23 protein-coding genes and 1 pseudogene are annotated in these 22,461 nt (G+C 40.7%); 1 reads left to right on the forward strand and 23 read right to left on the reverse strand.

All coding sequences use genetic code 11. The features are described from left to right. Positions 1 to 296: 296 nt before the first annotated feature. From F7D20_RS02135 to F7D20_RS02235, 21 genes and pseudogenes are all read right to left on the reverse strand, one after another. Positions 297 to 632, reverse strand: a pseudogene (locus F7D20_RS02135) (nucleotidyl transferase AbiEii/AbiGii toxin family protein); the annotation flags it as partial. Between the two features lie 89 nt (positions 633 to 721). Next, the gene (locus tag F7D20_RS02140) at positions 722 to 1,372 is read right to left on the reverse strand and encodes a hypothetical protein (protein ID WP_158462647.1); all 651 of its coding nucleotides are present in this window, start codon (positions 1,370 to 1,372) and stop codon (positions 722 to 724) included. Continuing rightward, the gene (locus F7D20_RS02145) at positions 1,369 to 2,040 is read right to left on the reverse strand and encodes a glycoside hydrolase family 25 protein (RefSeq protein WP_158462648.1); all 672 of its coding nucleotides are present in this window, start codon (positions 2,038 to 2,040) and stop codon (positions 1,369 to 1,371) included. Before F7D20_RS02145 ends, F7D20_RS02140 begins: the two co-directional genes overlap by 4 nt. Before the next feature lie 12 nt (positions 2,041 to 2,052). After that, positions 2,053 to 2,703, reverse strand: a complete 651-nt coding sequence (locus F7D20_RS02150; RefSeq protein WP_158462649.1) for a murein L,D-transpeptidase catalytic domain-containing protein — start codon at positions 2,701 to 2,703, stop codon at positions 2,053 to 2,055. 95 nt (positions 2,704 to 2,798) lie between these two features. Beyond that, positions 2,799 to 3,581 carry a glycoside hydrolase family 25 protein gene (locus F7D20_RS02155; RefSeq protein WP_158462650.1) on the reverse strand — a complete coding sequence of 261 codons (783 nt, stop codon included), beginning with the start codon at positions 3,579 to 3,581 and terminating at the stop codon, positions 2,799 to 2,801. A 156-nt stretch (positions 3,582 to 3,737) separates the two neighbouring features. Next, positions 3,738 to 4,157, reverse strand: coding sequence for a CopG family transcriptional regulator (locus F7D20_RS02160; RefSeq protein WP_158462651.1), 420 nt, complete (start codon positions 4,155 to 4,157; stop codon positions 3,738 to 3,740). Between the two features lie 61 nt (positions 4,158 to 4,218). Continuing rightward, positions 4,219 to 4,413 carry a type II toxin-antitoxin system HicA family toxin gene (locus F7D20_RS02165; protein WP_158462652.1) on the reverse strand — a complete coding sequence of 65 codons (195 nt, stop codon included), beginning with the start codon at positions 4,411 to 4,413 and terminating at the stop codon, positions 4,219 to 4,221. Between the two features lie 136 nt (positions 4,414 to 4,549). Next, positions 4,550 to 5,266, reverse strand: a complete 717-nt coding sequence (locus F7D20_RS02170) for a caspase family protein (RefSeq protein WP_158462653.1) — start codon at positions 5,264 to 5,266, stop codon at positions 4,550 to 4,552. Next, positions 5,263 to 5,781 carry a hypothetical protein gene (locus F7D20_RS02175; protein ID WP_158462654.1) on the reverse strand — a complete coding sequence of 173 codons (519 nt, stop codon included), beginning with the start codon at positions 5,779 to 5,781 and terminating at the stop codon, positions 5,263 to 5,265. The genes F7D20_RS02170 and F7D20_RS02175 overlap by 4 nt, the downstream gene beginning before the upstream one ends. A 101-nt stretch (positions 5,782 to 5,882) precedes the next feature. Continuing rightward, the gene (locus F7D20_RS02180) at positions 5,883 to 7,142 is read right to left on the reverse strand and encodes a tetratricopeptide repeat protein (RefSeq protein WP_158462655.1); all 1,260 of its coding nucleotides are present in this window, start codon (positions 7,140 to 7,142) and stop codon (positions 5,883 to 5,885) included. Then, positions 7,139 to 7,963, reverse strand: a complete 825-nt coding sequence (locus F7D20_RS02185; RefSeq protein ID WP_158462656.1) for a tetratricopeptide repeat protein — start codon at positions 7,961 to 7,963, stop codon at positions 7,139 to 7,141. Before F7D20_RS02185 ends, F7D20_RS02180 begins: the two co-directional genes overlap by 4 nt. Before the next feature lie 7 nt (positions 7,964 to 7,970). Then, positions 7,971 to 9,128: an SEL1-like repeat protein gene (locus F7D20_RS02190; RefSeq protein WP_158462657.1), complete on the reverse strand. Its 1,158-nt coding sequence runs from the start codon at positions 9,126 to 9,128 to the stop codon at positions 7,971 to 7,973. Positions 9,129 to 9,560: 432 nt separating this feature from the next. After that, positions 9,561 to 10,124 carry a hypothetical protein gene (locus tag F7D20_RS02195; RefSeq protein ID WP_158462658.1) on the reverse strand — a complete coding sequence of 188 codons (564 nt, stop codon included), beginning with the start codon at positions 10,122 to 10,124 and terminating at the stop codon, positions 9,561 to 9,563. A 4-nt stretch (positions 10,125 to 10,128) separates the two neighbouring features. Further along, positions 10,129 to 11,619 carry a S1 family peptidase gene (locus F7D20_RS02200; RefSeq protein WP_194253471.1) on the reverse strand — a complete coding sequence of 497 codons (1,491 nt, stop codon included), beginning with the start codon at positions 11,617 to 11,619 and terminating at the stop codon, positions 10,129 to 10,131. A 102-nt stretch (positions 11,620 to 11,721) separates the two neighbouring features. Continuing rightward, positions 11,722 to 13,317 carry a protein kinase domain-containing protein gene (locus F7D20_RS02205; protein ID WP_158462660.1) on the reverse strand — a complete coding sequence of 532 codons (1,596 nt, stop codon included), beginning with the start codon at positions 13,315 to 13,317 and terminating at the stop codon, positions 11,722 to 11,724. Between the two features lie 13 nt (positions 13,318 to 13,330). Further along, on the reverse strand, positions 13,331 to 14,473 hold the full coding sequence (locus F7D20_RS02210; protein WP_158462661.1) for a PP2C family protein-serine/threonine phosphatase: 1,143 nt from the start codon (positions 14,471 to 14,473) through the stop codon (positions 13,331 to 13,333). Positions 14,474 to 14,481: 8 nt separating this feature from the next. Continuing rightward, on the reverse strand, positions 14,482 to 15,093 hold the full coding sequence (locus F7D20_RS02215; protein ID WP_194253472.1) for an FHA domain-containing protein: 612 nt from the start codon (positions 15,091 to 15,093) through the stop codon (positions 14,482 to 14,484). A 25-nt stretch (positions 15,094 to 15,118) separates the two neighbouring features. After that, the gene (locus F7D20_RS02220) at positions 15,119 to 16,066 is read right to left on the reverse strand and encodes a hypothetical protein (protein WP_158462663.1); all 948 of its coding nucleotides are present in this window, start codon (positions 16,064 to 16,066) and stop codon (positions 15,119 to 15,121) included. A 106-nt stretch (positions 16,067 to 16,172) separates the two neighbouring features. Next, positions 16,173 to 16,862, reverse strand: a complete 690-nt coding sequence (locus F7D20_RS02225) for an FHA domain-containing protein (RefSeq protein WP_158462664.1) — start codon at positions 16,860 to 16,862, stop codon at positions 16,173 to 16,175. A 21-nt stretch (positions 16,863 to 16,883) separates the two neighbouring features. Beyond that, entirely contained in the window at positions 16,884 to 17,246 is a 363-nt protein-coding gene (locus F7D20_RS02230) for a LytTR family transcriptional regulator DNA-binding domain-containing protein (protein ID WP_228114077.1), read from the reverse strand. Between the two features lie 1,036 nt (positions 17,247 to 18,282). Continuing rightward, on the reverse strand, positions 18,283 to 19,485 hold the full coding sequence (locus tag F7D20_RS02235) for an MFS transporter (RefSeq protein WP_158462666.1): 1,203 nt from the start codon (positions 19,483 to 19,485) through the stop codon (positions 18,283 to 18,285). 193 nt (positions 19,486 to 19,678) lie between these two features. Here F7D20_RS02235 and F7D20_RS02240 point away from each other — a divergent pair, with 193 nt between their 5' ends. After that, a complete protein-coding gene (locus tag F7D20_RS02240) occupies positions 19,679 to 20,521 on the forward strand; it encodes an SGNH/GDSL hydrolase family protein (RefSeq protein ID WP_158462667.1) in 843 nt (280 codons plus the stop codon). 350 nt (positions 20,522 to 20,871) lie between these two features. On the opposite strand, the gene F7D20_RS02245 is transcribed toward F7D20_RS02240, so the two are convergent. After that, complete coding sequence (locus tag F7D20_RS02245; protein ID WP_158462668.1) at positions 20,872 to 21,444, reverse strand: L-threonylcarbamoyladenylate synthase; 573 nt, start codon at positions 21,442 to 21,444, stop codon at positions 20,872 to 20,874. A gap of 30 nt (positions 21,445 to 21,474) precedes the next feature. Further along, complete coding sequence (gene fmt, locus F7D20_RS02250; protein ID WP_158462669.1) at positions 21,475 to 22,458, reverse strand: methionyl-tRNA formyltransferase; 984 nt, start codon at positions 22,456 to 22,458, stop codon at positions 21,475 to 21,477. Positions 22,459 to 22,461 lie beyond the last annotated feature (3 nt).

A 22,461-nucleotide genomic window follows, 5' to 3' on the forward strand; every position in this document is an offset into this window, starting at 1 on the left:
GGATTTTTTGCGTGGGCACACAAAAATAAAAGCCCTTAGACCTCATCATGGAAGTCTAACGGCTTTTTTTCATTGCGCTCGTTTGCATTATCTTTGTCTGCAAATTGTAAGAATATCATATGGAATATCTGACGCTAACAAATAGCACCGAAATCATTAGGATTGCTTCCGAGGACATTGTTTTCATCAAAGGTGATGGAAACTATTCCGACATATACCTATCCAATGGCAAAGCGGAGAACGTTACTTACCAACTGTATGAAATATCGGAATAAAGAACAATTCAAAAAGGTAAACTACTTTTTCCAATATTTTTCAGCCATAGGCTGCAACCTTTCTTTTATTACTTCCATAACAGTCCCGAAATCAAGCATTTCTTTCCATTGTATCTTTTTCAGAAATGCTTTCCAACGTGCCATACGTGCTGCGTCTGTCGCAAAACTTTCTGTAAACAACTGCAATTCGGGATTGTATGTAAGACCGCGATTGTCAAAAGTCGCCTTGATAGCATCGTATAAGGTGTCATCAGACAAATCTCTCTTTGTTAGGAGTTGATAACAGTCGAAGAAATCTTTCATGCGACTATTGAGAACATCACGATCTATCATCGTATGGAATTTCTCTGCGACAACTGTCCGAAGACTTTAGAACAACAAATCGTTTGGTATAATAAGATAAGCGCCCTTCGTTAGCAGTAACATTCTAGCGAAGGGCGTTTTCCTTACATCATTTTACTTAAAGATTTCTTGCAATCCTCACACAACCCATGTTTCATGTAGAAGGTATTCTTGCCATGGGCATCCTGCATCAGGCACTTCGGGTCATCCTTCTTGCAATGCGGCAAGCCACGAGAATGCAGGAATTCATGGATTGTTACTTTCCATAAGTCATCCTTTCGTTTTAATCGGAAGGTTGAAACCACACAAGCATTACCTGGACGGAAACTTAATCCCATGATACCATAGTTATAGTTTCCGTGGATAGAGGTAGAGATGTCTCGATGTGTCAGACCAATGGTTACAAAATCGGATCCCTGGTTCTGTTGCTTCAGGAAACCAAGTATATTTCCTGCCCAATATCTGTTTCTCGGCTTGTAAAGACAAGAAGCAGGAATATCTTTCTTGGGTAGTACTTCTATCTCGGACAGATAGATGGGAACCAGGTGCTTTTCCAATTCCTCCTTCAATTGATTTGCTTCCTTCTGGGTGAAGTCTCCAAACGGCTGAAGGTCAATATGAACGTAACTTTCCGGTGGACAGGTACAGAGAGTGTCTGAGTCATCCTCTGTGCTGCTTGTCTTTTTCCAACTACTACAACTGCTCATCAAGATGATAATCAGTCCTACGGTTAATGTTACAAATGTTTTTCTCATAATTGTATCTCTTTTAATTTACAGTTTAAAATGTTATAGTCAACATTTCCTTTTATGCCAGCTACCTTTTTTATCGTTTTCTGATGGATGGCATGGGGTAGCACTACAGGTGCATTGACATCTCCACACCAATACTGGCAGTCATTGAAATGACCGAGAAAGTTTTTGGTATAGAAAGGCTGACTGCAATAGATAATGGGGTTCTTGCCATAATGCTTCTTGCATAGATTGACAAATACCCTGACTCTTTTTCTGAGTTCATTGCCTGAGACTTTATATCCCTTGGTCTGCCTCTCTATGTCTATGACAGGAATCAAGTCCATCTTGATGCCAGCTGTAGCTTGATGGAAGTTTTGGAATTGCTCTTCGCTTGAACTGCTTGTTGTCATGAAATGATAAGCACCGACCAATATGCCACGTTTTTGGGCATTGTGGGCGAACCTCTTAAAGGTTTCATCCTGATGCGTTGCACCTTCTGTAGCTTTGAGATAGACAAAGGAGGCGGTAACCTGGTCCCAGTCTTCCACACAATTATGGTGAGAAAGATCCACACCATATATATTACTATCCTTGTTTTCTTTTGTAAAGCGACAGGCAAAGAAGGAAACAGTAGCGATTCCCAGAACCATGACCGCCATTGCCATATACTTCATTTTCAACTTCTTCATAGAATATTCTTTTTATTTGTATTTTGCATAAATCAATACCGGTCTTCTCCTAGAAGATTCCTTGTATATCTGCATCACTTTCTCTACGCAGCTCCTTGATACAGTAAAGCAACCACGGCTCTCTGTTCCCAGCGGAATATACTTCTTTTCACCGGAGAATCTTGTCACCTTGCCAGCAGAATGAATCAGGATACCACGGGCTTCTGCCAGATAATTGCTCTTGTCGAGCCCTCGAAGGCGAACGCAGTTCTTGAACTTCATTCCACCTTTTCCTATCATGACATATCTTCCAAGACTCGTGCATCCGCTTCCAGGGTTATTGCTGAACTTTGGTTGGGCAGCCGTATTTCCTTTACCGCTTCCATGCATGCAATAGCTGCTCATCAGTCTTTTGCCACGCTGCAAGTCGTAGATAAAGAATCTCTTCTTGCCAGATGGTTTGGAGAAATCCACCAGGATGTAGTAATCCGTACTGTATCCCCGTCTGTCGCAATAATCCCTTACTTGCGTCAGATTCTCACAATCCACCTGATGATACCACTCTTTAGCATCCATCGTATTCTTAAGAAACGGTTTTGTGAACCTATTATAAATAGGTGGAACGAAAAGAACACCGATGACAAGCAGAACCAGTATTCCCAATATAATCAATAACTTCTTCATAATAATACAAAAGTAGAAAAAAATAAGCAAGTAATGATGCTATCCATACGTGGATTGTATCAAATACTCGCTTATGTGTATGAAATCATCAATGCCTATAGCATCAAATCCTTGATGGTTGTACCATTCATGAATCTACTTAAATCTACCCTTTCACCAATACCATGCAAATGTCCGGTTTCTGAATACTGCCAGATATTGCACTTTCCTCTGCCATCAATAGATGGTTGTCGGGAGTTATAATTGGCGATGAAGAGATAATAGCGATTGAACTTCGCCCCCATCTCCTTATTATAGAAGCTCTCGTTGCTATAGATGATAGGATACTTGCCATAGTGTTTCTTCACCAAGTCAGCAAACACCTGTATGCTATCCTGCAGCTGTCGTCCCTTCCATCTTCCCTGGATGCCTTTTTCCTCCACATCCAATACAGGAATCAAGTCCTGCTCACTCTTCTTCACCATCTTTAGGAAATCCCGGAACTGAGCAGTTACTGAATAGCCGGCAGACATCAGATGATAAGATCCTACCTTCAACCCATATTTACGAGCCAGTCTGATATTTCGACGATAATGTCGATCCACATATCCCTTACCATGTGTAGCTCTGATATAAACGAACTTGATTCGCTTGTTCTTCGCTATTTCCTTCCACTTGATAACTCCATTGTGTTTCGACACATCAATGCCGTCATATCCGCCATGAGTATAAGGTTGCCCTTTCAATCTATCAACGAACACATCAGAATAAAATGAGGCGATGCCTAACCATCGCTTCACCTTATATGGCGACACCAAATACATGATTTCCAGACCAATACCAGCCAAAACGACCAGGCTGCCTAAGGAAACCAAAGTATATTTCAATCCTTTCTTCATTACATTTTATTAGTTGTTTTCAGGGGGACAAAGATAGTGAATTTATCCGAAACAGCATAGACAATTGGGGGATAAATGTATGAAATGGGGAGCTGGAAGTACCAAATGACAAAACGGATGCTTGACCACATTCTTCAAGCATCCGTTTTGCAAAATTCATACACACATAATCGTTTGTAAATCTGATCCTATTTTATGAAGACCATCAACAATACGTTTACGCTGCTGCTCACGTGGTTTCTTCAATCCATTCACATAGTGTGATAAAAGACTTTGGTTTATTCCAGAAGCACGACTAATTGCCGCTAGAGAAACGTATGGAGAATATGCCTTCAAAAGAGTAGTTGCATCCTGATAGTTATACACAAACTCATAATCGCCATTCTTCAGCCATTCTGGAACATCTTCTCCATTTTCCACAAGACCTTCAACATGAAACTCTAAACTATCCTTTGCCTCCTTTTGCAAAGCTTCAAAGGTTGGTGCTGTAAAAACCACCGCACCTGGTACATTACTACCAAGAGAACCACCAAAATTCTTGTCGCACCACGCAACATTAACAATAATCTTTTCCATAATGTGCTACTTTAAAATCATTATTAATTCAAAAAGCGAATGCACCAAGGCTGTGGAAGTTTTACTTCCAACCTGCCTGGTGCCAGATGCTATTAAGAAGAAATTGATTCAGCACTTCACTTTCCTTACCTCTAATCGTTACGGTTCCAGACTTGGAAGGATGCTTGAATTGTCTATGGTCACCCTTGGTTCTCGCCAAATACCAACCATCTTTCTTCAACATCTGCAAAACATCTTTGACTTTGTACTTTTTCATATCATTGAATGTTTTGATTACGCAGGCAAAGGTACGAATAATAATACTCTTAAGCAAATGTTTTGCGTTAAAAGTATTAAAAGTAATACCATATTTTATGTATCCATTAGATTTTCATGAACGAATTTAAGGATATTCACCATTTTATTACTGGCATATTCCCATCAAACTTACCCCACATTACGGGATGCTGACGATTCCCTGATGCTTCTACTACTCCTTGATGCACGAAATTATAGATTTCCTTAGCCGTGATAACTCTATCCTTGTCTGTATCAGCACCACCTCGCAAGCCACGTTCCAAAAACACCGTAAACAGACTGTTCTTGAAACCTGTCTGTCTCGGAGTTTCTAAGGATTTCTCCGTTGAACGGGAAGAGAGAAAGAACATCACATTCTCTTTAGAATAGTTAGTACTCCTCTTATTCGTATTTCTCATTTTCCCTGCAAAGCAAGCATCCACGAATATCATTTTCTGCTGAGCTTTACTCTGTCTCATAATGCTCAATACGGAAGAGTAATACAAAAATCCATCGTAACACACCAATCCACCAGGCACACCATGACCACTAAAGTATAGGATAATAGCATCTGATGGCGAAGCCTTGGCAAATGTATTACGCATTGCCGTACATACCTTTTGGATAGTAACGTCTGAATTGACAAAACAATCAACCGTAGCATTACCATTCTTGGTAAAGATACCCGATATGGTCTTGGCATCATTCGCACTAACCCGAAGATCGTTCTGACGACCGGGATAATCGGCGATGCCAACACACACGATATAGGTTCTTGCTTGCAAAAACAAAATGCACAACAAGAAAAACATTATTATTGCTAATCGTTTCATTCTTTCATCTCCTCCACTGACACATCATTTAGAAAACATTTATAACTACTATATATTTGAATCTCATTATGATACACATCAACATATTTGGTATTTATCATTGCATCATATGCAGACTTAACATCCATAGTCTCTGCATATGTCTTATAAAATTGAAAGAGAAGTTCAAGTTCTTTAGAATGAACAAGTCCTTCTCCTGCTATCAAACACTTACAAAACTTAGTTTTTGAAAGTTTTTCCCCTAGTGACGAAGAGAAACAAGCTTGCAAAAACAAAATCAAATTACAATCTACAGCTTCATTCAAAGGCTTAACAGTTTGTATAAACTCATCCCATAATATACAATCATCATCAGATTGATTTACTTCATACCCTTTAAATGCTATTCCATTTTCATCACCATGTACACACAAGTGAAGGACAAGAGTTGTCTCTTTTGAAACCTGCTTCAACAAACAAGTTACAACTTCTTTGAAATCTTTCTTATTTTCAACAGTCTCAAAACATACATTCAACCCTTGATACTATGGATTATCTTTAATTTCCCATTTCATCATCCCCCAAAAATCATATGAACCTTCAGGCATTGATTCTATAAAAACAACATTACCCATAATTATCTTTCTTGTTTTAAATCCTTTAAATGCTCTATAATATCTTGATGCAATCCCAACGCTGCATCTTTTTCATACCAATAGATTGCCTTATCAATATCTTTTTCAGTTCCAAGACCAAATTCATAGCAAGCCCCTAAATATTTATATGCAATAAAGCCCATAATGCCACATAGATTTGCCGCATCATAAAACAACTTATAAGCCAGTTTATAATCTTGACTTACACCATCACCTTGAAAATATATGATACCAAGAGTAGCCATTGCTGGACCATTTTTCTTTAAAGCAGCTTGGCTTAGATAATGAACAGCTTCTTGCATATCTTTCTTTATTCCATTTCCCCGATAATAACAAAAGCCAACTTCAAATAATCCCATACCATCTCCACTTTTAGCAGATTTCAAAAAATATTCAAATGCCAAATGAGGATTCTCCTCTATACCACGTCCTCCCTTATAACACTCTCCAACCCAAAGAGCAGCATCAGAATTTCCACAATCAGCAGCCCTTTTAAAATAGCGAAAGGATTTGTACGCATCCCTCTCTACATTTTCACCATTATGATATTTGTATCCAAGTTCATAAAAAGCATCAGCATCATTATTGTCCGCGGCAAGCATAAAATATTGTAAACTCTTATTCTTATCAACGACTACACCTTTTCCTTTGTCATACATAAATCCAATCGCACATTGAGCAACAGCATTTCCTTTATCGGCAGCTTGTTTATAAAAAGCAGCAGCCTTACTCCAATTTTGTTCTACGCCAAACCCATTAAAATAACACCAAGCCAAATATACTGTAGCTTCAACATTTCCTTTCAAATGAGCTTTTTGAAAATACTTAAATGCAAACATCTCATTTTTATCTGTGCCCAAACCATCGGCATAACATAAGCCGATTTTACATTGAGCCTCTGCTAAGCCTTTGTCTGCAGCCATCTTTAAGTATTTTGCCGCCAAAGAAAAACTTTGGGGTACAGTCAGTCCATAATAGTAAAGATAACCTAATGCAAACTGCGCCTTGGCATCTCCCTGCTTAATTGCAGCATTCATTAATTCTTGGCTATAAACATTATAGTCTATTCCTGCCGTGTATTTTACAGTTACCCTTTTCCCCCATGTTTGAGTAAATCTTCCCTGCACCCGAGGAGGTTCTATGGGACGCATTACTGGTTGTCTCGACAAAGGCTGTATTTGAGCCTTTATCGAGAGAGCCATTGAAACAAGCAAAAACAAAAAAAATATCTTTCTCATCATTTTCCATTAATTTCATTCAACATCTCTATAGACCGTTTATCTCCTAACGATGCACCCTGCTTAAATAGTTCTATAGCTTTATTCTTATCTTGCTGACTAGGATTATTATTACACAAAGAACCTATAGAATACAAAAGAACTCCTAATGTTCCCATACAATACGAATCGTGATATTTCTCAACACCCAATTTTAGCAATTGCATTGCTTCTGCGTACCTATATTGATTTACTAAAAGAATATTTAGATTGTGAATGGCTCTTGCTTGTCCTTTTGGTCCATTGTCTATAGCAAGTCTATAATACTTTTCTGCCAAATCTAATTTTCCACTTTCACTATACAAATGACCTAAATTGTAATAAGCCCAATTACTTGGAACTTTAGCTGCTAACAACAGATACTTTTCTGCTAATTCCTTTTTTCCAAAATCTGAGCAATAAGATCCAAACTCTCCCATTGCCTCAGGAAGGAATTGATCAGCTGCTTTTTTCAGCCACGTCATCCCCTCATCTATATTTTTATTACGATCTATTCCTTCCATATAACTAATTCCTAACAAATATTGAGCTTCAGCTATATTATATTCTTTTGCCCCACACTCTATAATTACAGGAATGCCATACCAACGTCCATTTACATCACCTTGATAATAGTCTTTCACCGTTTTTTCTACATCTACTTTTATAGATTTACCATTCATAGAAAAAGTCCTAATTTTCGTCTTTTCCATTTGACAAACTTCAACTACATCACTTACGGATTTTTGTGCGAGAACAAATTCGACAAAAAAAAATAAAATAAAAACAGATATTAAACGTTTCATATTAAAATTATTTCAAATTATTCAAAGCCTCTATTGCATGTTGCTCACCTTGCGCAGCAGCCTTTTGAAACCATACTTTTGCTTTATATTTATCAACCTCCCCTACAGAACCATCGAGAAAACTTTCACCAAGACAGTATTGAGCCAAGGCATTACCTTGGTTAGCAGAACTAATAAAGTACCCTATAGCCTTCTTTACATCTTTAGGTGCAACATCATCACCACACATATAATGTATGCCAAGGCGAACTTGTGATTCTGCGAATCCTTGTTCTGCAGACAAAGTATATCGCTTAAATGCTTCTTTAGGATTCCGTTCAACCCCCAATCCCTCATTGTAACAAACGGCTAACCAATGATTACCTTCCAATGAACCATTATTTGCAGATTGCGTAAACCATTCAAATGCTTTCTCGTCATTTTTAGCTACACCTCTACCATACAAATAGAACTTACCAACAGCAGCTTGTGCATCAGCATTTCTCAACATTGCACTACGCATGAAATATTGAAAAGCTTTTGAAGGATTCATTACTATTCCTTGCCCAATATCATAAATTGCTCCAAGCCAATAAAGAGCGTAAGAGTTATTTTCATTCGCACTTTTTTCAAAAAACATTCTAGATTTTTGATAATCTATTGTAGTTCCAATTCCATTATAATAATCATACGCCAAATAGTAATAAGCATCCTTGCACTCATTAGCAGCAGCCATTTGAAGGTACCTATGCCCTTCTTCGGTATTTTGTACAACACCATCAACTCCCATCTGAAGAAGTCTACCCCATGTATATTGAGCTGCAGGATATTTGCTTTCTAAAGCTTTCTTCAGATAAAACTGAGCATTCTTCTCATCAACATCAACTCCCAACCCTTGAGCATAAACCTTTGAGAGTGCATACTGAGCACTGGCATTGCCTTTATCTGCTTCAACTTTCAATGCCTCACTGTACATATTATAATCCACATTAGTAACCTTCAAATGCTTATCAACTCGCTTATATACAACTTTTGTATGAGTATCAGCAAAAGTTGAACTCCAAGCAGAACGCAAAGTAGGCTTTTCTTTTTTACGCACAATCTCTCCTCCCAATGATTGTGCATGTGCTTCAAAAGCACAAAGCACAAACAAAACAAGAACTATATTTTTCATTTCAATCTTCATATTTTTCCCTTTTATTCATTATTGAAATCTTTTAGAGAATCTGCCTATTTGCGATTTGAACTACGATTTAATATAAGCCGTGCGAATCTCTCATACTCATCATATCCGATGTACGCAAATAGTGATTCCCTTTTTTTACTTACTAAAGCCTGTAAAGATATAGTCTATTAGTATATTTAAACAATATTCAACATCGTGTCCAACTAGTGGGTCCAAATAAAAATTGCAAAATAAACTAACGACCACCTTTACAGCGTCTTTAGTAAGCTATAACCTTTTCTAGGTCATAACATATTAGTTTAAATCATTAAACAAATTAAAGAAGAGTCCGCACTTGCCTCACTTTTCAACCTCCAAATTAAACACTTCAATTAGCAGGAGAACGAATTAGCCGTTTTATAATATTTTACATTCTCTGTATATACATTACTTCTACTTACCAACAATATCAGCAAGAGTAGAATCATTACCTATAACTCCCACCAACTCTAAGACTAAATTGTTATCCAATCCCATAATTATACTTACAGCATTTATGTTAAGAGCCGCATTTTGCCTTGCCATTAATGACAACATTGAATTCCAATTCCGGTGTCCCAAGAGGTTATCATACAAAGCAGAAAATGTATAAATAGTGTCATCACCATTCTTTTGTATACTCATTCCACTAAGTGATGCACACGACAAAACTTTCTTCGTCTCTGCATTTATAATGAACCAACGTAGACTATTACCAGCCACATGCTCCAACACAAATAATACACTCATATCAATTTGTTGATGTTCAACATCTAACATTTGAATTTGATTACGTCTTACACTCAAAAATGCAGGAATGACAAGAACCTTGCCATTATTAGAAGGCTGCAACGTACTAACTTCACCTACATCAAATATAGGCAAGAGTACCTTCTTACTATTTTGCGCCATACCTCCAATCGTAAAAAAAGACATAAGAATCACCAATAATCCTTTCAAAAGAAATAGCTTCTTCATAATTTTATTTATTTAATTCACTTAATATTTCATTTTTCCGTTCTATAAACAATGGACGTGGATAAAGAGAATACGCCTCATCCAAATCTTTTACAGCATCAGCTAACACTAATTTCAAATCATAAGGTCGTTCTACTAACGCCTTACTTGCCTTTGCCATACCTCGCAAGCCCAATATATCAGCTTTTTCGTTATTACGATTCTGGGGAACCAAAGACAATGCTTTATTTATATCCATCAACCCCTCATTAAACGAACGCAAATCAAAGAATTTGATGTCACCTCTTATAAAATATGATCTATAATAGTTCGGTGCCAATTCTATTGCACTTTCACAATCTAGTACAGCACCTCCAACATCGTGAAGATGCCGTTTGATTTCAGCTCTTTCAATATAGCTCACAGGATCAGTACCATCCAATTCTATAGAATGATTAGAATAATCCAGAGCTTCCTTTAGGCGTTCTGGAACATTTTTATAATACACAGACAAAATATACGCCAGCTGAGCATAAGCACCATTTCTATTCGAATCTATCTCTATGCACTTCTTCAAAACAAACACAATTTGTTCTAAAACAGACCTATCCTCTACATTCATATCAGTATTTATCAAGAATTGGTTCCTTAAAAATGTAGAATAGTGCATATTATACTCATAGTTACCATAATTTACCATTTTACAAGCATTAGCTAAATCAGCTAAGCCTGCTTCCACGTCAAGTTTTCCGCGACATTGAAAAACGCCACGATAATATAATGCAAGATGATTAGTTGGATTTACCGACAATACATTACTCAACATTTTTACCGCTTTATAATATTCCCCACCTTCACCATAAGAATAAGCCTTTTTTACATCTGCAGTTTCCATTGGATTTGTAGCCATTTCGCTTATTGGTAGATCAAGACTTCTACTTAACGCTTTGATATTGCTTACACTTATAGCATAAGAAACATTTAAACTACCATTTATCTTGTCTGTAAGGAGTCCAACGACTTCTCCTGTACCAATAACCACAGGTAAGCCTGAAGAATATTTCTCTATTGGCAATGTCGTTTGCAATACATCGCCATAACCTTGCAACTTAATCCTTTGTAGAAACAACCCAGTTTGCACTGTATTATTTGTCCTATATTGTTTTGGCATTCCAAAACTAAAGACAGCACTACCTTGCTCAATATTCCTAACAGCAAGCTTCAATGGTCGCACTTTATTTTTTACATTTACCTTAAATTTCACCAAATCAAGATTTGGGTTATAATCAAGAACCTGACTTATTTCGAATTGTTCACCTTTAGAAGTTTGAATATATCCCTTTACTGCACCTTGCAGAATATGGAAATTAGTTACTCCTACTCCTGAAGAAGACAAGAAAAAGCCTGTACCATGTGAAAAAGGAACTCCATTTTCATTCTCTGCGACCACAGAAAAGACGGCCTCCCTCAAATTAATATTAGAAGTGAATTTGGTTGTAGGCTTTTTACGTACCATTGTTATAGGATTAGTTTTCCTCGTTATTGTCGTTTGCTGACAATAACAAGGAGAAAAAGAAAACAATATTATTATCGTAAATAAATATCTCATTGCTAACATTTAAACATTCTGTAAAAAATTACCTTTTTTATCATACCAAGCACCTTTCTTTGGTTGACCATTACTATCAAATGTACCGATAAACTGTTCACCTGTTGTCTTTACAGTATATGTGCCTTTCGAAAAATGATTATCATAGAAAGAACCTGTGTATGTATCACCATTTGGATAAATGAAAGTTGCATTATCACCTTCCATCCTACCACGATTAAAAGGTCCCTTATACATTCGCCCATCACTAAAGGTAAGTTCACCATTATCATCACATGGATAAAATCTACCTGGATCAGGATTTGTCAGTACTGTTCCTGTATATTTTACCGTTTGATTAAAGAATACCTCTTCCTTATTCTCCACATAAACTCCATCTGAATCAGCAGTTGCTTCTCCAACAAAATAGGCAGAGTCTGAATCTGTACTAGCGACATTGGTATTTGCTGCTGTACGAGCAGATTGAGGTAAGAATAATATTGCTAAAATAACAAGCAACGCTATTACGAAACAAACCATAAGTTTTAAATAGATATGACTATTAGAAGAATTCGTTTGTTCTTTTTCATTACACTTTTCTTGTTCATTGACCTCTGTTTCTACTTTTTCAGCCTTATCTGCCCACACAGTTTCTTCATCATCACTAACTGGATTAGCATAAGATTGATAAGGACCAAACGCTTTTGTCTCTTCATTGTTAGAAGTAGCAACAGAAGTCTGTTGCAAGATACGTCTTATTTCCCCAACATTCTTCGGTCTCTTCAACCTTTTCTCTTGCATCATCCAAACCACCAATTTCTTCATTTCCCCAGAGACATTAGGCATAGGGAGGGCAAGATGCTTGTCCTCTGTCTCGTCTTCAGAAAGGTCAGAAACTGATGGGGGGTCTTGATTGGTAAGTAACTTATACATAGTAGCACCAAGAGCATAGAAGTCTGTCCATGGACCGAACTTATCATAGCTCTGCGCCATCTGCTCACTAGGAGCATAGCCATTTGTATAACTGATACCCGTGCTCATCGTGGCACCACCTACCGTACTCTGCTGCTTACTTGCACCAAAGTCTATCAACTTGACTACATCATGACTATCCACCATAATATTGGCTGGCTTGATGTCAAGATGGAACATACCTTCGTTATGGATTGCCTCAAGACCATCCAATATCTGATTCAAGTAATTGCGAACCTCAGACTCTGCCAAAGGTGCATTGGTACGCTTCAAACGTGCAGATAGATTTTCTCCATCCACATAATCCATCACATAATACGCAGTACCATTCTCCTCAAAAAGATCATAGACCTTGACAATATGAGGATTACTAAGACTACGGAGACGGCGAGCTTCTTTCTTGAACTTCTCTCGCTGTTGCTCAAAGCTATTGGTATTCTCGGCATTACTTACACTAATTGTAGTGCTATTACCATCACGCTGGCACACGCCCTTTACAAAGAACTCTTTGATGGCATAAGTCTCATCAAACTCGATGTTCTTTGCTAAATAGGTGTTGCCGAAGCCACCTGATGATAAGTAGCTTTCTATCTTGTAAGTTCCGTGTAGGATGGTTCCTACTTGGAGCATATTTTGATTATTTAGTTCGTCCATTTTTTATCGTATCTTACTTTATTGAATCTGGTTTTGTTGTATCTGTCTTTGACTCTTGCTGGCTATTAAACTCTTTCACGGTCATCATAGAATCTTCATGAAGAGAATCAAGCAAAGCAGCCTCTGCTTTATGCTTGCTATAGTAGCCATATCCAAACATTCCTACAACAGCCAACACCACTATTGCCATGAAAGCAACAAACAGGAGTTTCTTTCTTTTCTGCTTATTCACCAAATCAACGATTACACTATCAGGAACAGGCGGCGGTGTACCAGCAGGCTTTACGACTTCAACATCAGGAGAAGCAGTCAACTCTTCCACATCAGGCTTGATATTCAAAGCATTGCATTTCTCCGTAGGCTCTTCATTCACAAGACTTACATCAGCCTCGTCATGACTCACCTCTTTGATATGTACAATATAAGCTGAATGATTATCTTTATTATCTGAGGTTTCAGAAATCAGCATCTGTCGTTTTTCTTCATCACGAACATTCGCAGCAAAGACATCCAACAGTTCCTCATCCTCCATCTGTTCCAACATGCCGTCAGAACAAATATAGAAGTAATCACCTGGCTGAATATCTGAAATATGGATAACATCAGGTTTTGGATGATTTTTATCTCCAGCAATCATCGCACGGGTGATGACATTTTTCTGTGGAAATGTCTTCATCTCCTCATAGGTCAACTCACCAGCCTGATAAAGATCATACACCAGGGAATGGTCACGACTCTTATATAATATGGTATGCGAAGATGGACGGAGATGGTATATTCTACTATCACCAATGTGGGCTGCCGTACATCCATTACTGTGAAAATACAGCAAAGTTAAAGTTGTTCCCATCTGACGGGAATCTCCCGCAACAGCCAGTTTATCCAGCTCTTCGTAGGCATACGCCAAAGCATCAGACAGCAACTTATCTTCCAAGACTTCTGAAGCAACTGTATGCTGCAACAAAAACGAAGAAAGACTTTTGCAAATACTTTGGCTTGCCACCTCGCCATGTTCATGTCCACCCATACCATCACAGAGCAAAAACAAACGGTCATTCTCCGTTGCTTTGCCCTCTATTGGATAGATGCTATCTTCCTGGTTCGCCCTTTTACCCAACTCATGGATAGCTAAAGGCTGATATATCTTGATTCTCATTGTTAGCTTTATTTTTGATGATAAACAACCGTTGTGTTACCCATCTTGATGATACTTCCTTCTGTCAAGACGAGCTGGTCACCCTCGTTCAATAATTGTCCATTCACATAACTGGCATTTTTATTATGATAGTTAGACACCACAACCCTAACCTTGTCCGTAGAAGCCTTAATTACCTGGATGGCAAGATGCTGACGACTCATATATCTATCATCAGTAGCTATCTGTACAGTTGCCTGCGAAGTAGCAGCCTTGCGGCCTATCACATTATTGCCGAACCCCAACGGATACTTCTGACCACCATAAAGCAAATAACCGGGGGTAACTTCTTCTTTCTTGTCGGCAAGAATCGTGTCATCAGATTGAGAAGGAGAAGAGAAATGCCCCACGTAACGAGTTTCTCCATTATCTCGATTCACATACTGCGTCTCACCATTACTATTACCAACATATTCTGTTTCCCCAAAAGATTGCGGAGTTGCAGCATGTTGCTGTGAGAACATCACTCTCAACTGAGCTTTACATTGAGGACAAGTAATCATCTTTACCGCTTCGTTTTGAGAATTTCTCACGTCAAGCAAAACACCGCAACTCGGACATTTGATTCTTTTAGTTTCCATTGCCACCATCTATTTTAATCAATGTTTATGCCATCTGAATATCAGCATCAGACATATAGTCTGGCATATCAGGAGCAACATCTGGATTCTCCAAGGATGCAGTTTGGAGATTTGGATCAGCAGAATCATCAACTCCGGCATCAGCGAAATTACTACCACTTGGAGTAATCACTTGTCCTGTATGCAAATCAACTGCTTCACCAACGTCAATACTTCCATTGCCATTGGCATCACAAATCGCAACATCAGGATTTCCATCTTGATCAAAATCTACCACACTCACTTCCTGACCATCCACGTCGAAAACACCCACTGTAGCCATGGAGCCATCAGCAAGCTGAACTTCACCCGCATTAACCAAATGAACATCTGCATTTTGGTCATCAGCCACCTGCACATCACTTGCCTGATGCAAATTTGCATCATTGTGAGCAACAGATACATCCTGGTCTGTATGAGAAGAATGAGATACCATAGCAACATCTTCAGTTTGATGAGGAGCAGCATTCATTTCTTCTGCACGTACTTCTGGCTTTACAGCCTCAGCATAGTCGTTCTTTTCTGCATCTGTCATGTTGTTCCACTCGTCCTCGGTATAAGTACTATAGATATTACCATGCCAATGGAAAGCGCCACCAGGACCTACTTCGGCTCTAGCGGCATCGAATGCCTCCTTAAAGCTCTGCTCATCATGACTCTCAGCTACCTTGATAGAGGCATTATCATTAGCTGCAGCAGCATCTTGCGATGGATTCTCCCCTTCCGGTTTTGTATCGGGAGTTTCTTTTGTATTTGCAGCAAAGGCATCTGTGACATACATAGCACTTGCACCTAACAAGATACCAGCAGCTCCACTTACCGCTACTTTCTTCCAAGCTGCCTTATCAGCAGCGTCCTGAGTTTTATCTTTACTTTCCTGTCTAACTTCAGGATGTGTATTATTGAAATACAATGTTTCTTCATTCTGTGCCATAATCATACGTTTTAAAATTATAACTGGTGCAAATATAGTGAAATAATAAATAGATAGATACTTATTTTGTGCTCATTACACAAAACCTATCTTCTATTGTACAAAATCACTTTTTGATTTTAGCCTTGCAATAAGGACAAGCCTCATTCTGCATTAAAACTTCATAAGACTGAAAGCCCAGGAAGTGATGGCAATGAGGACAAACATAATGCAGCTGAAACTCTTCAGTCAACTGCTTCTGCCTTAACGGTCCCTTAGAAGAATCCTTATATGCCTTTACAGTAAAGCCTACAGAAATCAAAATACCTAATAGATACAAACCTATATAAAGAGGAGTCTCTCTAAATTCTGGGAAAATGATGCTCAAAGCGATGGCTCCCATGGTAATCAAACCAGTGATGCCACGAAGAGAATTAAACTTGCGGTCAGCAATTTGCTGATCAAGTTTATGTTCATCATATTCTTCCCAAACACGCTGCAATGGACGAAAATCTACCATTTGAGGAACAAAACTCTTTATCCAATCCCAACTAACTAAAAACTTACTTGGACCAAGTTCTATTTTATCCTTTTCCATGATAGTCTTTGCCATTATTTCCACTTCATTGACAAAAGTAACATTCTGAGGTTTTAGATTCGTAATTCTATAAGAACCATCTGGATTAATGGTCAAACTACAATGTTGACGGCTCACAGTCATAGGAACACTTCCAGCACCCCCAAAAGTCTTGGATTGTTGTCCCATCGTTATTCTCAATCGAGATGTACTAACATCACGTCCAATGATTAATTCCATAAAATTCTTTGCTTGATTAGTTTATTTTTTAGTTATGAGTAAATCCTTCATTTGCTTTAAGGCTTCCTTAGAAATTCCTAAAGCAAAAGCAAAATGCTCATAATCGGATAATATCAATTGTTGCTTTTGCGTATTGACCTGATAGATGTAGCCAGTGTTGATGATAAAGCGCTTTCCCACTCGCATAAAAATACTCTTGCAATCTACAAGATGCTCTGCCAAATACTTCTCCATTTGAGACAAATTCAAACAAACAACAGCCTTCAGCTTGTTAATAGTAACAATCTGTGTATAATTGCCATCTCCTTCGAAATAAACAATTTTGGAAACATCTAATCTTAAAAGTTCCGTCTTTGTATTGAATACAATGAATTGACTTTCCATATTTATCATTTACTTCGCTGACTTGTTCCCAGAAGTAGCTATAGCCATTAAGTTTTCAATGAAAAAAGCGTGGGACTATTGTTCGGTCGCCGAAATAGAGGTTGTGGAAAGACCTTTCAACTAGCAACTAACAATAGCCCACGCCAAAAGGTATATCGACACCTTCCCCCTACAGAGGAAAGGATGCAATAATCCCATAGCGTGAGCCGTATTGCTGTTCGTCATAGTTGAATTTTGAAATTTCCACATTTCTATTTCAAGACTAACGCTCAATACGCTCATTCATTTGAGTCTTCATCGCAGCCGTTCTTTTCCGCCTGCTCCAACTCTGACCGCAAAAGTAAGCTATATTCTTGATACCGCCAAACTTTTAGCGATGTTTTTTATCCCGAAGGACAAAAAAGGCATTGAACGCTGCCATTGCCGAGAGAAAATTACTTCCACATTTCTATTCCATGGCTACAATTCAATGCCCTATACCTATATCAGCAACATTCCAACAAACAAAAAAGGGTGAATCATTAACTTATGACACACCTTCCGTCAATATTTATAACCAAATTTCATATACCTACAAATATTGAATATAGCGATAAAAATAAGGGGAATGAGAGGCAGGAAATCCCCGTTTTCTGCTCTATATTAAGAACAAGACCTATAGTTGTACGACTATAAAGTTACAGTTGTACGACTATACATGCTATGGTTGTACAACTGTAGAGTTATGGTCGTACAACTATAGGGGTTATAGTCGTACAACTATAGATTTTCCTCAACAGCATCGTCTTGTCAAGAAATCTCAAACGTCTGATTACCAGTAAGTTCCTACATTTCTTCGTATTTGCGATATTCTCAAAGAAACAATAAGCGTCTGAAAATACGAGAATCTCAGGCAAGCTAATGTAAAGAAAACTCGTTCTTTATAACGCCTCAGCTTCGGGAAATTCTTACAGATAACCTACTTCATTTTCCACCCATCTATCGTTCCCGTCTTCGATGAGAAGTTGCAGCCTATCTGATAGACAGGGCGGACGCATCAAAATGCGTTCGCCCTGCTATCAGTATCAATGGAAATTCGCTTGCTCACCTTTGTTGCCACAAATGCTATCATTAACCCAAGACAAGCAGCTATACTAATAGCCATGCGTAGCCCAGAAACTTCAGCAAGCCATCCAATGACAGGAGGACCTACCAGGAAACCGAAGAAGCTGATGCTCGACACGATGGTGATGGCGATGCTCGCCTTGACAGTGCCCAACTTGCCCGCTATGCTGTAGCAGATAGGCACCGACGACGAAATGCCGAAACCGACCAAGAGAAAGCCCAGAGTGGCTGTAACAAGGTAAGGCAACAACGTGGCGAGAAGCAGTCCGCACAGAATCAGCAGTCCGCAAACCTTCAGCACTCTGGCGGCGCCATAGCGCGTCACGAAACCGTCGGCCAGAAAACGTCCCAAGGTCATGGCACCCATGCCTGCCACATAACCTGCACGGATGAAAACCTCGTCGGGCTTCACCACCGAAGTGAAATACACACCACTCCAGTCGTAGACTGTCCCCTCACAGAACATTCCGGCAAAACCCATCAGACCTAAGAGGAAGAGCACAGGGTCGATGGTTCTGAACGAGAACTTGGGCACGTCTTCCTCCTCAGCCCTCGCCTGCTCGTCGTTCACCAGGAAGTGGAAACCAGCTGCCAGGATCAGCAGACTCAATGCCAGCACCGTTCCGAAATGAGCCTCTATCGGCAGAACCGTATTGGCAAACACAGCACCCACGATGCCGCCCGCAAAACCACCCAGACTCCAAAGGCCATGAAACGACGACATGATGTTGCGGCCATACAACTTCTCCACTAAGCACGCCTGTGTGTTGGTGGCAATATTCATCAGGTTCGCCATCATGCCGAAACCCACAAGGGACAGTGTAAGATGAAAAACCGTGCTGCTGCAGCCCATAGCGAGGAGCACGGCGGCATAAAACACCTCGGCAACCACCAACATCTTCTTGCTGCCCAACTTGCTCACCAGCACGCCCGAGAAACCCATCATCAGCAGTTGTCCCAAAGGGATGGCGAGCAGAATGCTGCCCAACTGTCCGTTGTTGAGATGCAGCAGATGTTTCACATCCGGAATACGGCTTGCCCAACTGGCAAACACCAGTCCCGGTACAAAATAATAAGCAGCCACAGCCACTCGCTTGCGAGCCAAGTCGCTCAAATCACTCATTCGAAATGTCATCCTATTTGTCTTTTTACATGAAACTTAAAAACGCGGCTGCAAAATTACAAAAAAATAAACTTTCATCCATCGATTATTCCCAAAAAGATAATGCCTTGTCAAAAAATAAGTGTAACTTTGCCCTTCGAACAACAAGAAATCCAACGCAAGCGTAAAAACCTTGCCAGTAAGGAACAAATTAAAACTAAGCGATATGAAGAAACAAATCCTTGCAGCAGCCCTACTGCTCCTCACCCTCACCGTGCCAGCACAGGCAGCCAAGAGACAGAAAACCAACACCCCACAGCAACTCACCTTCCAGCATCCCTGGCAGGGGAAACGGGTGGCCTACTTCGGCGACTCCATCACCGACCCCAACATCAAGGCATCAAAGGTGAAATACTGGGGATTCCTGCAGCAGTGGCTCGGCATCACGCCCTACGTCTACGGTGTGAGCGGACGACAGTGGAACGACATTCCCCGCCAGGCCGACAAACTCAAGGCTGAACATGGCGATGACTTCGACGCCATCCTCATCTTCATGGGAACCAACGATTTCAACAATGGCGTTCCCGTAGGCGAATGGTACACGGAGACTTTCGACAGTGTGAAAGTGGCACGCCACAAACCTGGTGAGATGGTGCAGCGCCGTCACCGCCACTTTGCCATGGACAAGAACACGCTCAAGGGCCGCATCAACATCGCCATGTCGAAACTCAAGCAGATGTATCCCACCAAGCAAATCGTTGTGATGACGCCTGTCCACCGTGCTTATTTCTGCTCGGGCGAGAAGAACATCCAGCCCGACGAGATGTATGAGAATGCCCGTGGTGTCTTCTTCGACGAGTACGTCAAGGCTGTCAAGGAGGTAGGCAACGTGTGGGCTGTTCCCGTCATCGACCTCAATGCCCTCTCGGGTCTTTTCCCTCTCTACGATGCGGGCGCTCAGCTTTTCAACAAGCCCGACACCGACCGTCTCCACCCCAACGATCCGGGTCATGAGCGCATGGCAAAAACCATCCTGTATCAGCTCGCCTCCCTGCCCTGCGTTTTTTAGGCTTCCATCTTTCTTGGGCTCTTCTTAACACCTTTTGGGGTCATAATAGACGACCGGCGCCTGTCATCTATTGTGACCTCCCTTGGTCTTAATAGACGACCTCGCGGGAGCATGAGTGCAGGTTTTTCATTTTGTCATTTTGTCATTTTGTCATTTTCAAAATCAAAAACAACATTTTTCGCTCTATAAATATATATTATTTAAAGAACTTTTTTCGTTTCCAAAATCGAAAATGACAAAAATGACTTTGACAAAAATGACAAGATTCAGATAAGCTAATATTCAGTAAAACTATATTACATTTTACGATATTGCAACTTACAGAATATTGAGTACTGATGAAGAAGCGATTATCTTATCACCTTCACCTCGCCATTCTTGCTCAGTTTCACAATGCTGGAAGGCGTGTGGGGCTTGTGCTCCTGGCGGCGACTCCAGCAAACATAGTCGACAGCCTCCAGGATTTCGGGCGAAATATCACAATAATTCTGTGCCGCAGGCTCACCACTCACATTGGCGCTGGTACTGACCAAAGGCTTCTGGAAGCGGTAACACAACTCCTTGCTGAAAGGCTCGAAGGTGACACGCATGGCCAGACTGCCATCCTCTGCCACCAGATTGTTGGCCACGCCCGTAGCATCGTCAAGGATGACGGTTGTAGGCTTCACAGGCATGGCTGCATCGATAAAGTCCCACGCCACCTGAGGCACATTACGGAAATAACGCGCCATACGGTCAGCGCTGTCTACAAGACAGATGAGCGCCTTGGAATCGTCACGACGCTTGATCTGATAAACCTTTGCTACTGCCTCGGCATTGGTGGCATCGCAGCCGATGCCCCATACCGTATCTGTGGGATAGAGTATCACTCCACCCTTTCGCATGCACTCCACTGCATTCTTAATGTCTTCTTGCTGTGTCATAATGCTGATATTATAATATGTATAATGTTACTAAATGGTTTTATACTGCTCGATGTCGCGCATACCATTGAGGAAGTCACGTGCCTCCATGCGCTTCTTGCCGCTTATCTGAATGGTGTCGAGCTGCAGCCACTCGTCGGCACAAGCCACGAGCAGGCTCTTGCCCTCTACACGAAGCGAACCCACAGCGATGCCTGCTGCCAGTGCCTTGCCGGTCTTCGTAGTCTTGAAAACCTTCAGCACCTGAGCCTTGCCGCCCTCCTTCTGTATCTCGGTCCATGCGCCAGGATAAGGCGACAGACCGCGGATGAAGTCGTACACATTCTTGGCTGGCTGGCCGAAACTGATGCGACAGGTCTCCTTGAAGATTTTGGGTGCATGATGCAGTTCCTGCTGTTCTGCCACCAACTCGTCCTGCGAGATGGAGTCGATGTTGCCATCGGCAGCTATTAGCTTGTCGATGGTCTTGAGCGCGATACCGGCACCGAGGTGCATCAGTCCGTCGTAGACATACTCCACATCGGCATCGTCGGGAATAGCGAAAGGCTCCTGCATGATGATGCGTCCGGTGTCGATGTCGTGATCGAGGAAGAAGGTGGTGACACCAGTCTGCGTCTCACCATTGATGACTGCCCAGTTGATAGGCGCCGCGCCACGATACTGAGGCAGCAGGGCTGCATGCACATTGAACGTGCCGAAACGGGGCATGGCCCACACCACCTCGGGCAGCATGCGGAAAGCCACCACCACCTGAAGGTCGGCACGGAAGCCACGCAGCTGCTCCACGAACTCGGGATCTTTCATCTTGACAGGCTGCAGCACGGGCAAGCCCTGCTCCAAGGCATACTGCTTGACAGGAGGCGCTTGCAGCGTGTCCTGATGGCGTCCTACGGGTTTGTCGGGCTGAGTAACCACAGCCACCACATTATATCCGCCTTCTACGAGGCTCTTGAGGGATTCCACCGCAAACTCGGGTGTTCCCATAAAAACGATTCTTAAATCTTTCTTCTCCATAAC

Origin of the sequence: Segatella copri (genome assembly GCF_009495355.1) — a bacterium.
Classification (GTDB): Bacteria; Bacteroidota; Bacteroidia; order Bacteroidales; family Bacteroidaceae; genus Prevotella.

What these genes read in the sequence shown, in the direction of transcription:
- F7D20_RS02140 (WP_158462647.1), bottom strand. Translation starts at nt 1,372, where the DNA reads ATGAGAAAAACATTTGTAACATTAACCGTAGGACTGATTATCATCTTG.
- F7D20_RS02145 (WP_158462648.1), bottom strand. Translation starts at nt 2,040, where the DNA reads ATGAAGAAGTTGAAAATGAAGTATATGGCAATGGCGGTCATGGTTCTG.
- F7D20_RS02150 (WP_158462649.1), bottom strand. Translation starts at nt 2,703, where the DNA reads ATGAAGAAGTTATTGATTATATTGGGAATACTGGTTCTGCTTGTCATC.
- F7D20_RS02155 (WP_158462650.1), bottom strand. Translation starts at nt 3,581, where the DNA reads ATGAAGAAAGGATTGAAATATACTTTGGTTTCCTTAGGCAGCCTGGTC.
- F7D20_RS02160 (WP_158462651.1), bottom strand. Translation starts at nt 4,157, where the DNA reads ATGGAAAAGATTATTGTTAATGTTGCGTGGTGCGACAAGAATTTTGGT.
- F7D20_RS02165 (WP_158462652.1), bottom strand. Translation starts at nt 4,413, where the DNA reads ATGAAAAAGTACAAAGTCAAAGATGTTTTGCAGATGTTGAAGAAAGAT.
- F7D20_RS02170 (WP_158462653.1), bottom strand. Translation starts at nt 5,266, where the DNA reads ATGAAACGATTAGCAATAATAATGTTTTTCTTGTTGTGCATTTTGTTT.
- F7D20_RS02180 (WP_158462655.1), bottom strand. Translation starts at nt 7,142, where the DNA reads ATGATGAGAAAGATATTTTTTTTGTTTTTGCTTGTTTCAATGGCTCTC.
- F7D20_RS02185 (WP_158462656.1), bottom strand. Translation starts at nt 7,963, where the DNA reads ATGAAACGTTTAATATCTGTTTTTATTTTATTTTTTTTTGTCGAATTT.
- F7D20_RS02190 (WP_158462657.1), bottom strand. Translation starts at nt 9,128, where the DNA reads ATGAAGATTGAAATGAAAAATATAGTTCTTGTTTTGTTTGTGCTTTGT.
- F7D20_RS02195 (WP_158462658.1), bottom strand. Translation starts at nt 10,124, where the DNA reads ATGAAGAAGCTATTTCTTTTGAAAGGATTATTGGTGATTCTTATGTCT.
- F7D20_RS02200 (WP_194253471.1), bottom strand. Translation starts at nt 11,619, where the DNA reads ATGGTACGTAAAAAGCCTACAACCAAATTCACTTCTAATATTAATTTG.
- F7D20_RS02205 (WP_158462660.1), bottom strand. Translation starts at nt 13,317, where the DNA reads ATGGACGAACTAAATAATCAAAATATGCTCCAAGTAGGAACCATCCTA.
- F7D20_RS02210 (WP_158462661.1), bottom strand. Translation starts at nt 14,473, where the DNA reads ATGAGAATCAAGATATATCAGCCTTTAGCTATCCATGAGTTGGGTAAA.
- F7D20_RS02215 (WP_194253472.1), bottom strand. Translation starts at nt 15,093, where the DNA reads ATGGAAACTAAAAGAATCAAATGTCCGAGTTGCGGTGTTTTGCTTGAC.
- F7D20_RS02220 (WP_158462663.1), bottom strand. Translation starts at nt 16,066, where the DNA reads ATGGCACAGAATGAAGAAACATTGTATTTCAATAATACACATCCTGAA.
- F7D20_RS02225 (WP_158462664.1), bottom strand. Translation starts at nt 16,862, where the DNA reads ATGGAATTAATCATTGGACGTGATGTTAGTACATCTCGATTGAGAATA.
- F7D20_RS02230 (WP_228114077.1), bottom strand. Translation starts at nt 17,246, where the DNA reads ATGGAAAGTCAATTCATTGTATTCAATACAAAGACGGAACTTTTAAGA.
- F7D20_RS02235 (WP_158462666.1), bottom strand. Translation starts at nt 19,485, where the DNA reads ATGACATTTCGAATGAGTGATTTGAGCGACTTGGCTCGCAAGCGAGTG.
- F7D20_RS02240 (WP_158462667.1), top strand. Translation starts at nt 19,679, where the DNA reads ATGAAGAAACAAATCCTTGCAGCAGCCCTACTGCTCCTCACCCTCACC.
- F7D20_RS02245 (WP_158462668.1), bottom strand. Translation starts at nt 21,444, where the DNA reads ATGACACAGCAAGAAGACATTAAGAATGCAGTGGAGTGCATGCGAAAG.
- fmt (WP_158462669.1), bottom strand. Translation starts at nt 22,458, where the DNA reads ATGGAGAAGAAAGATTTAAGAATCGTTTTTATGGGAACACCCGAGTTT.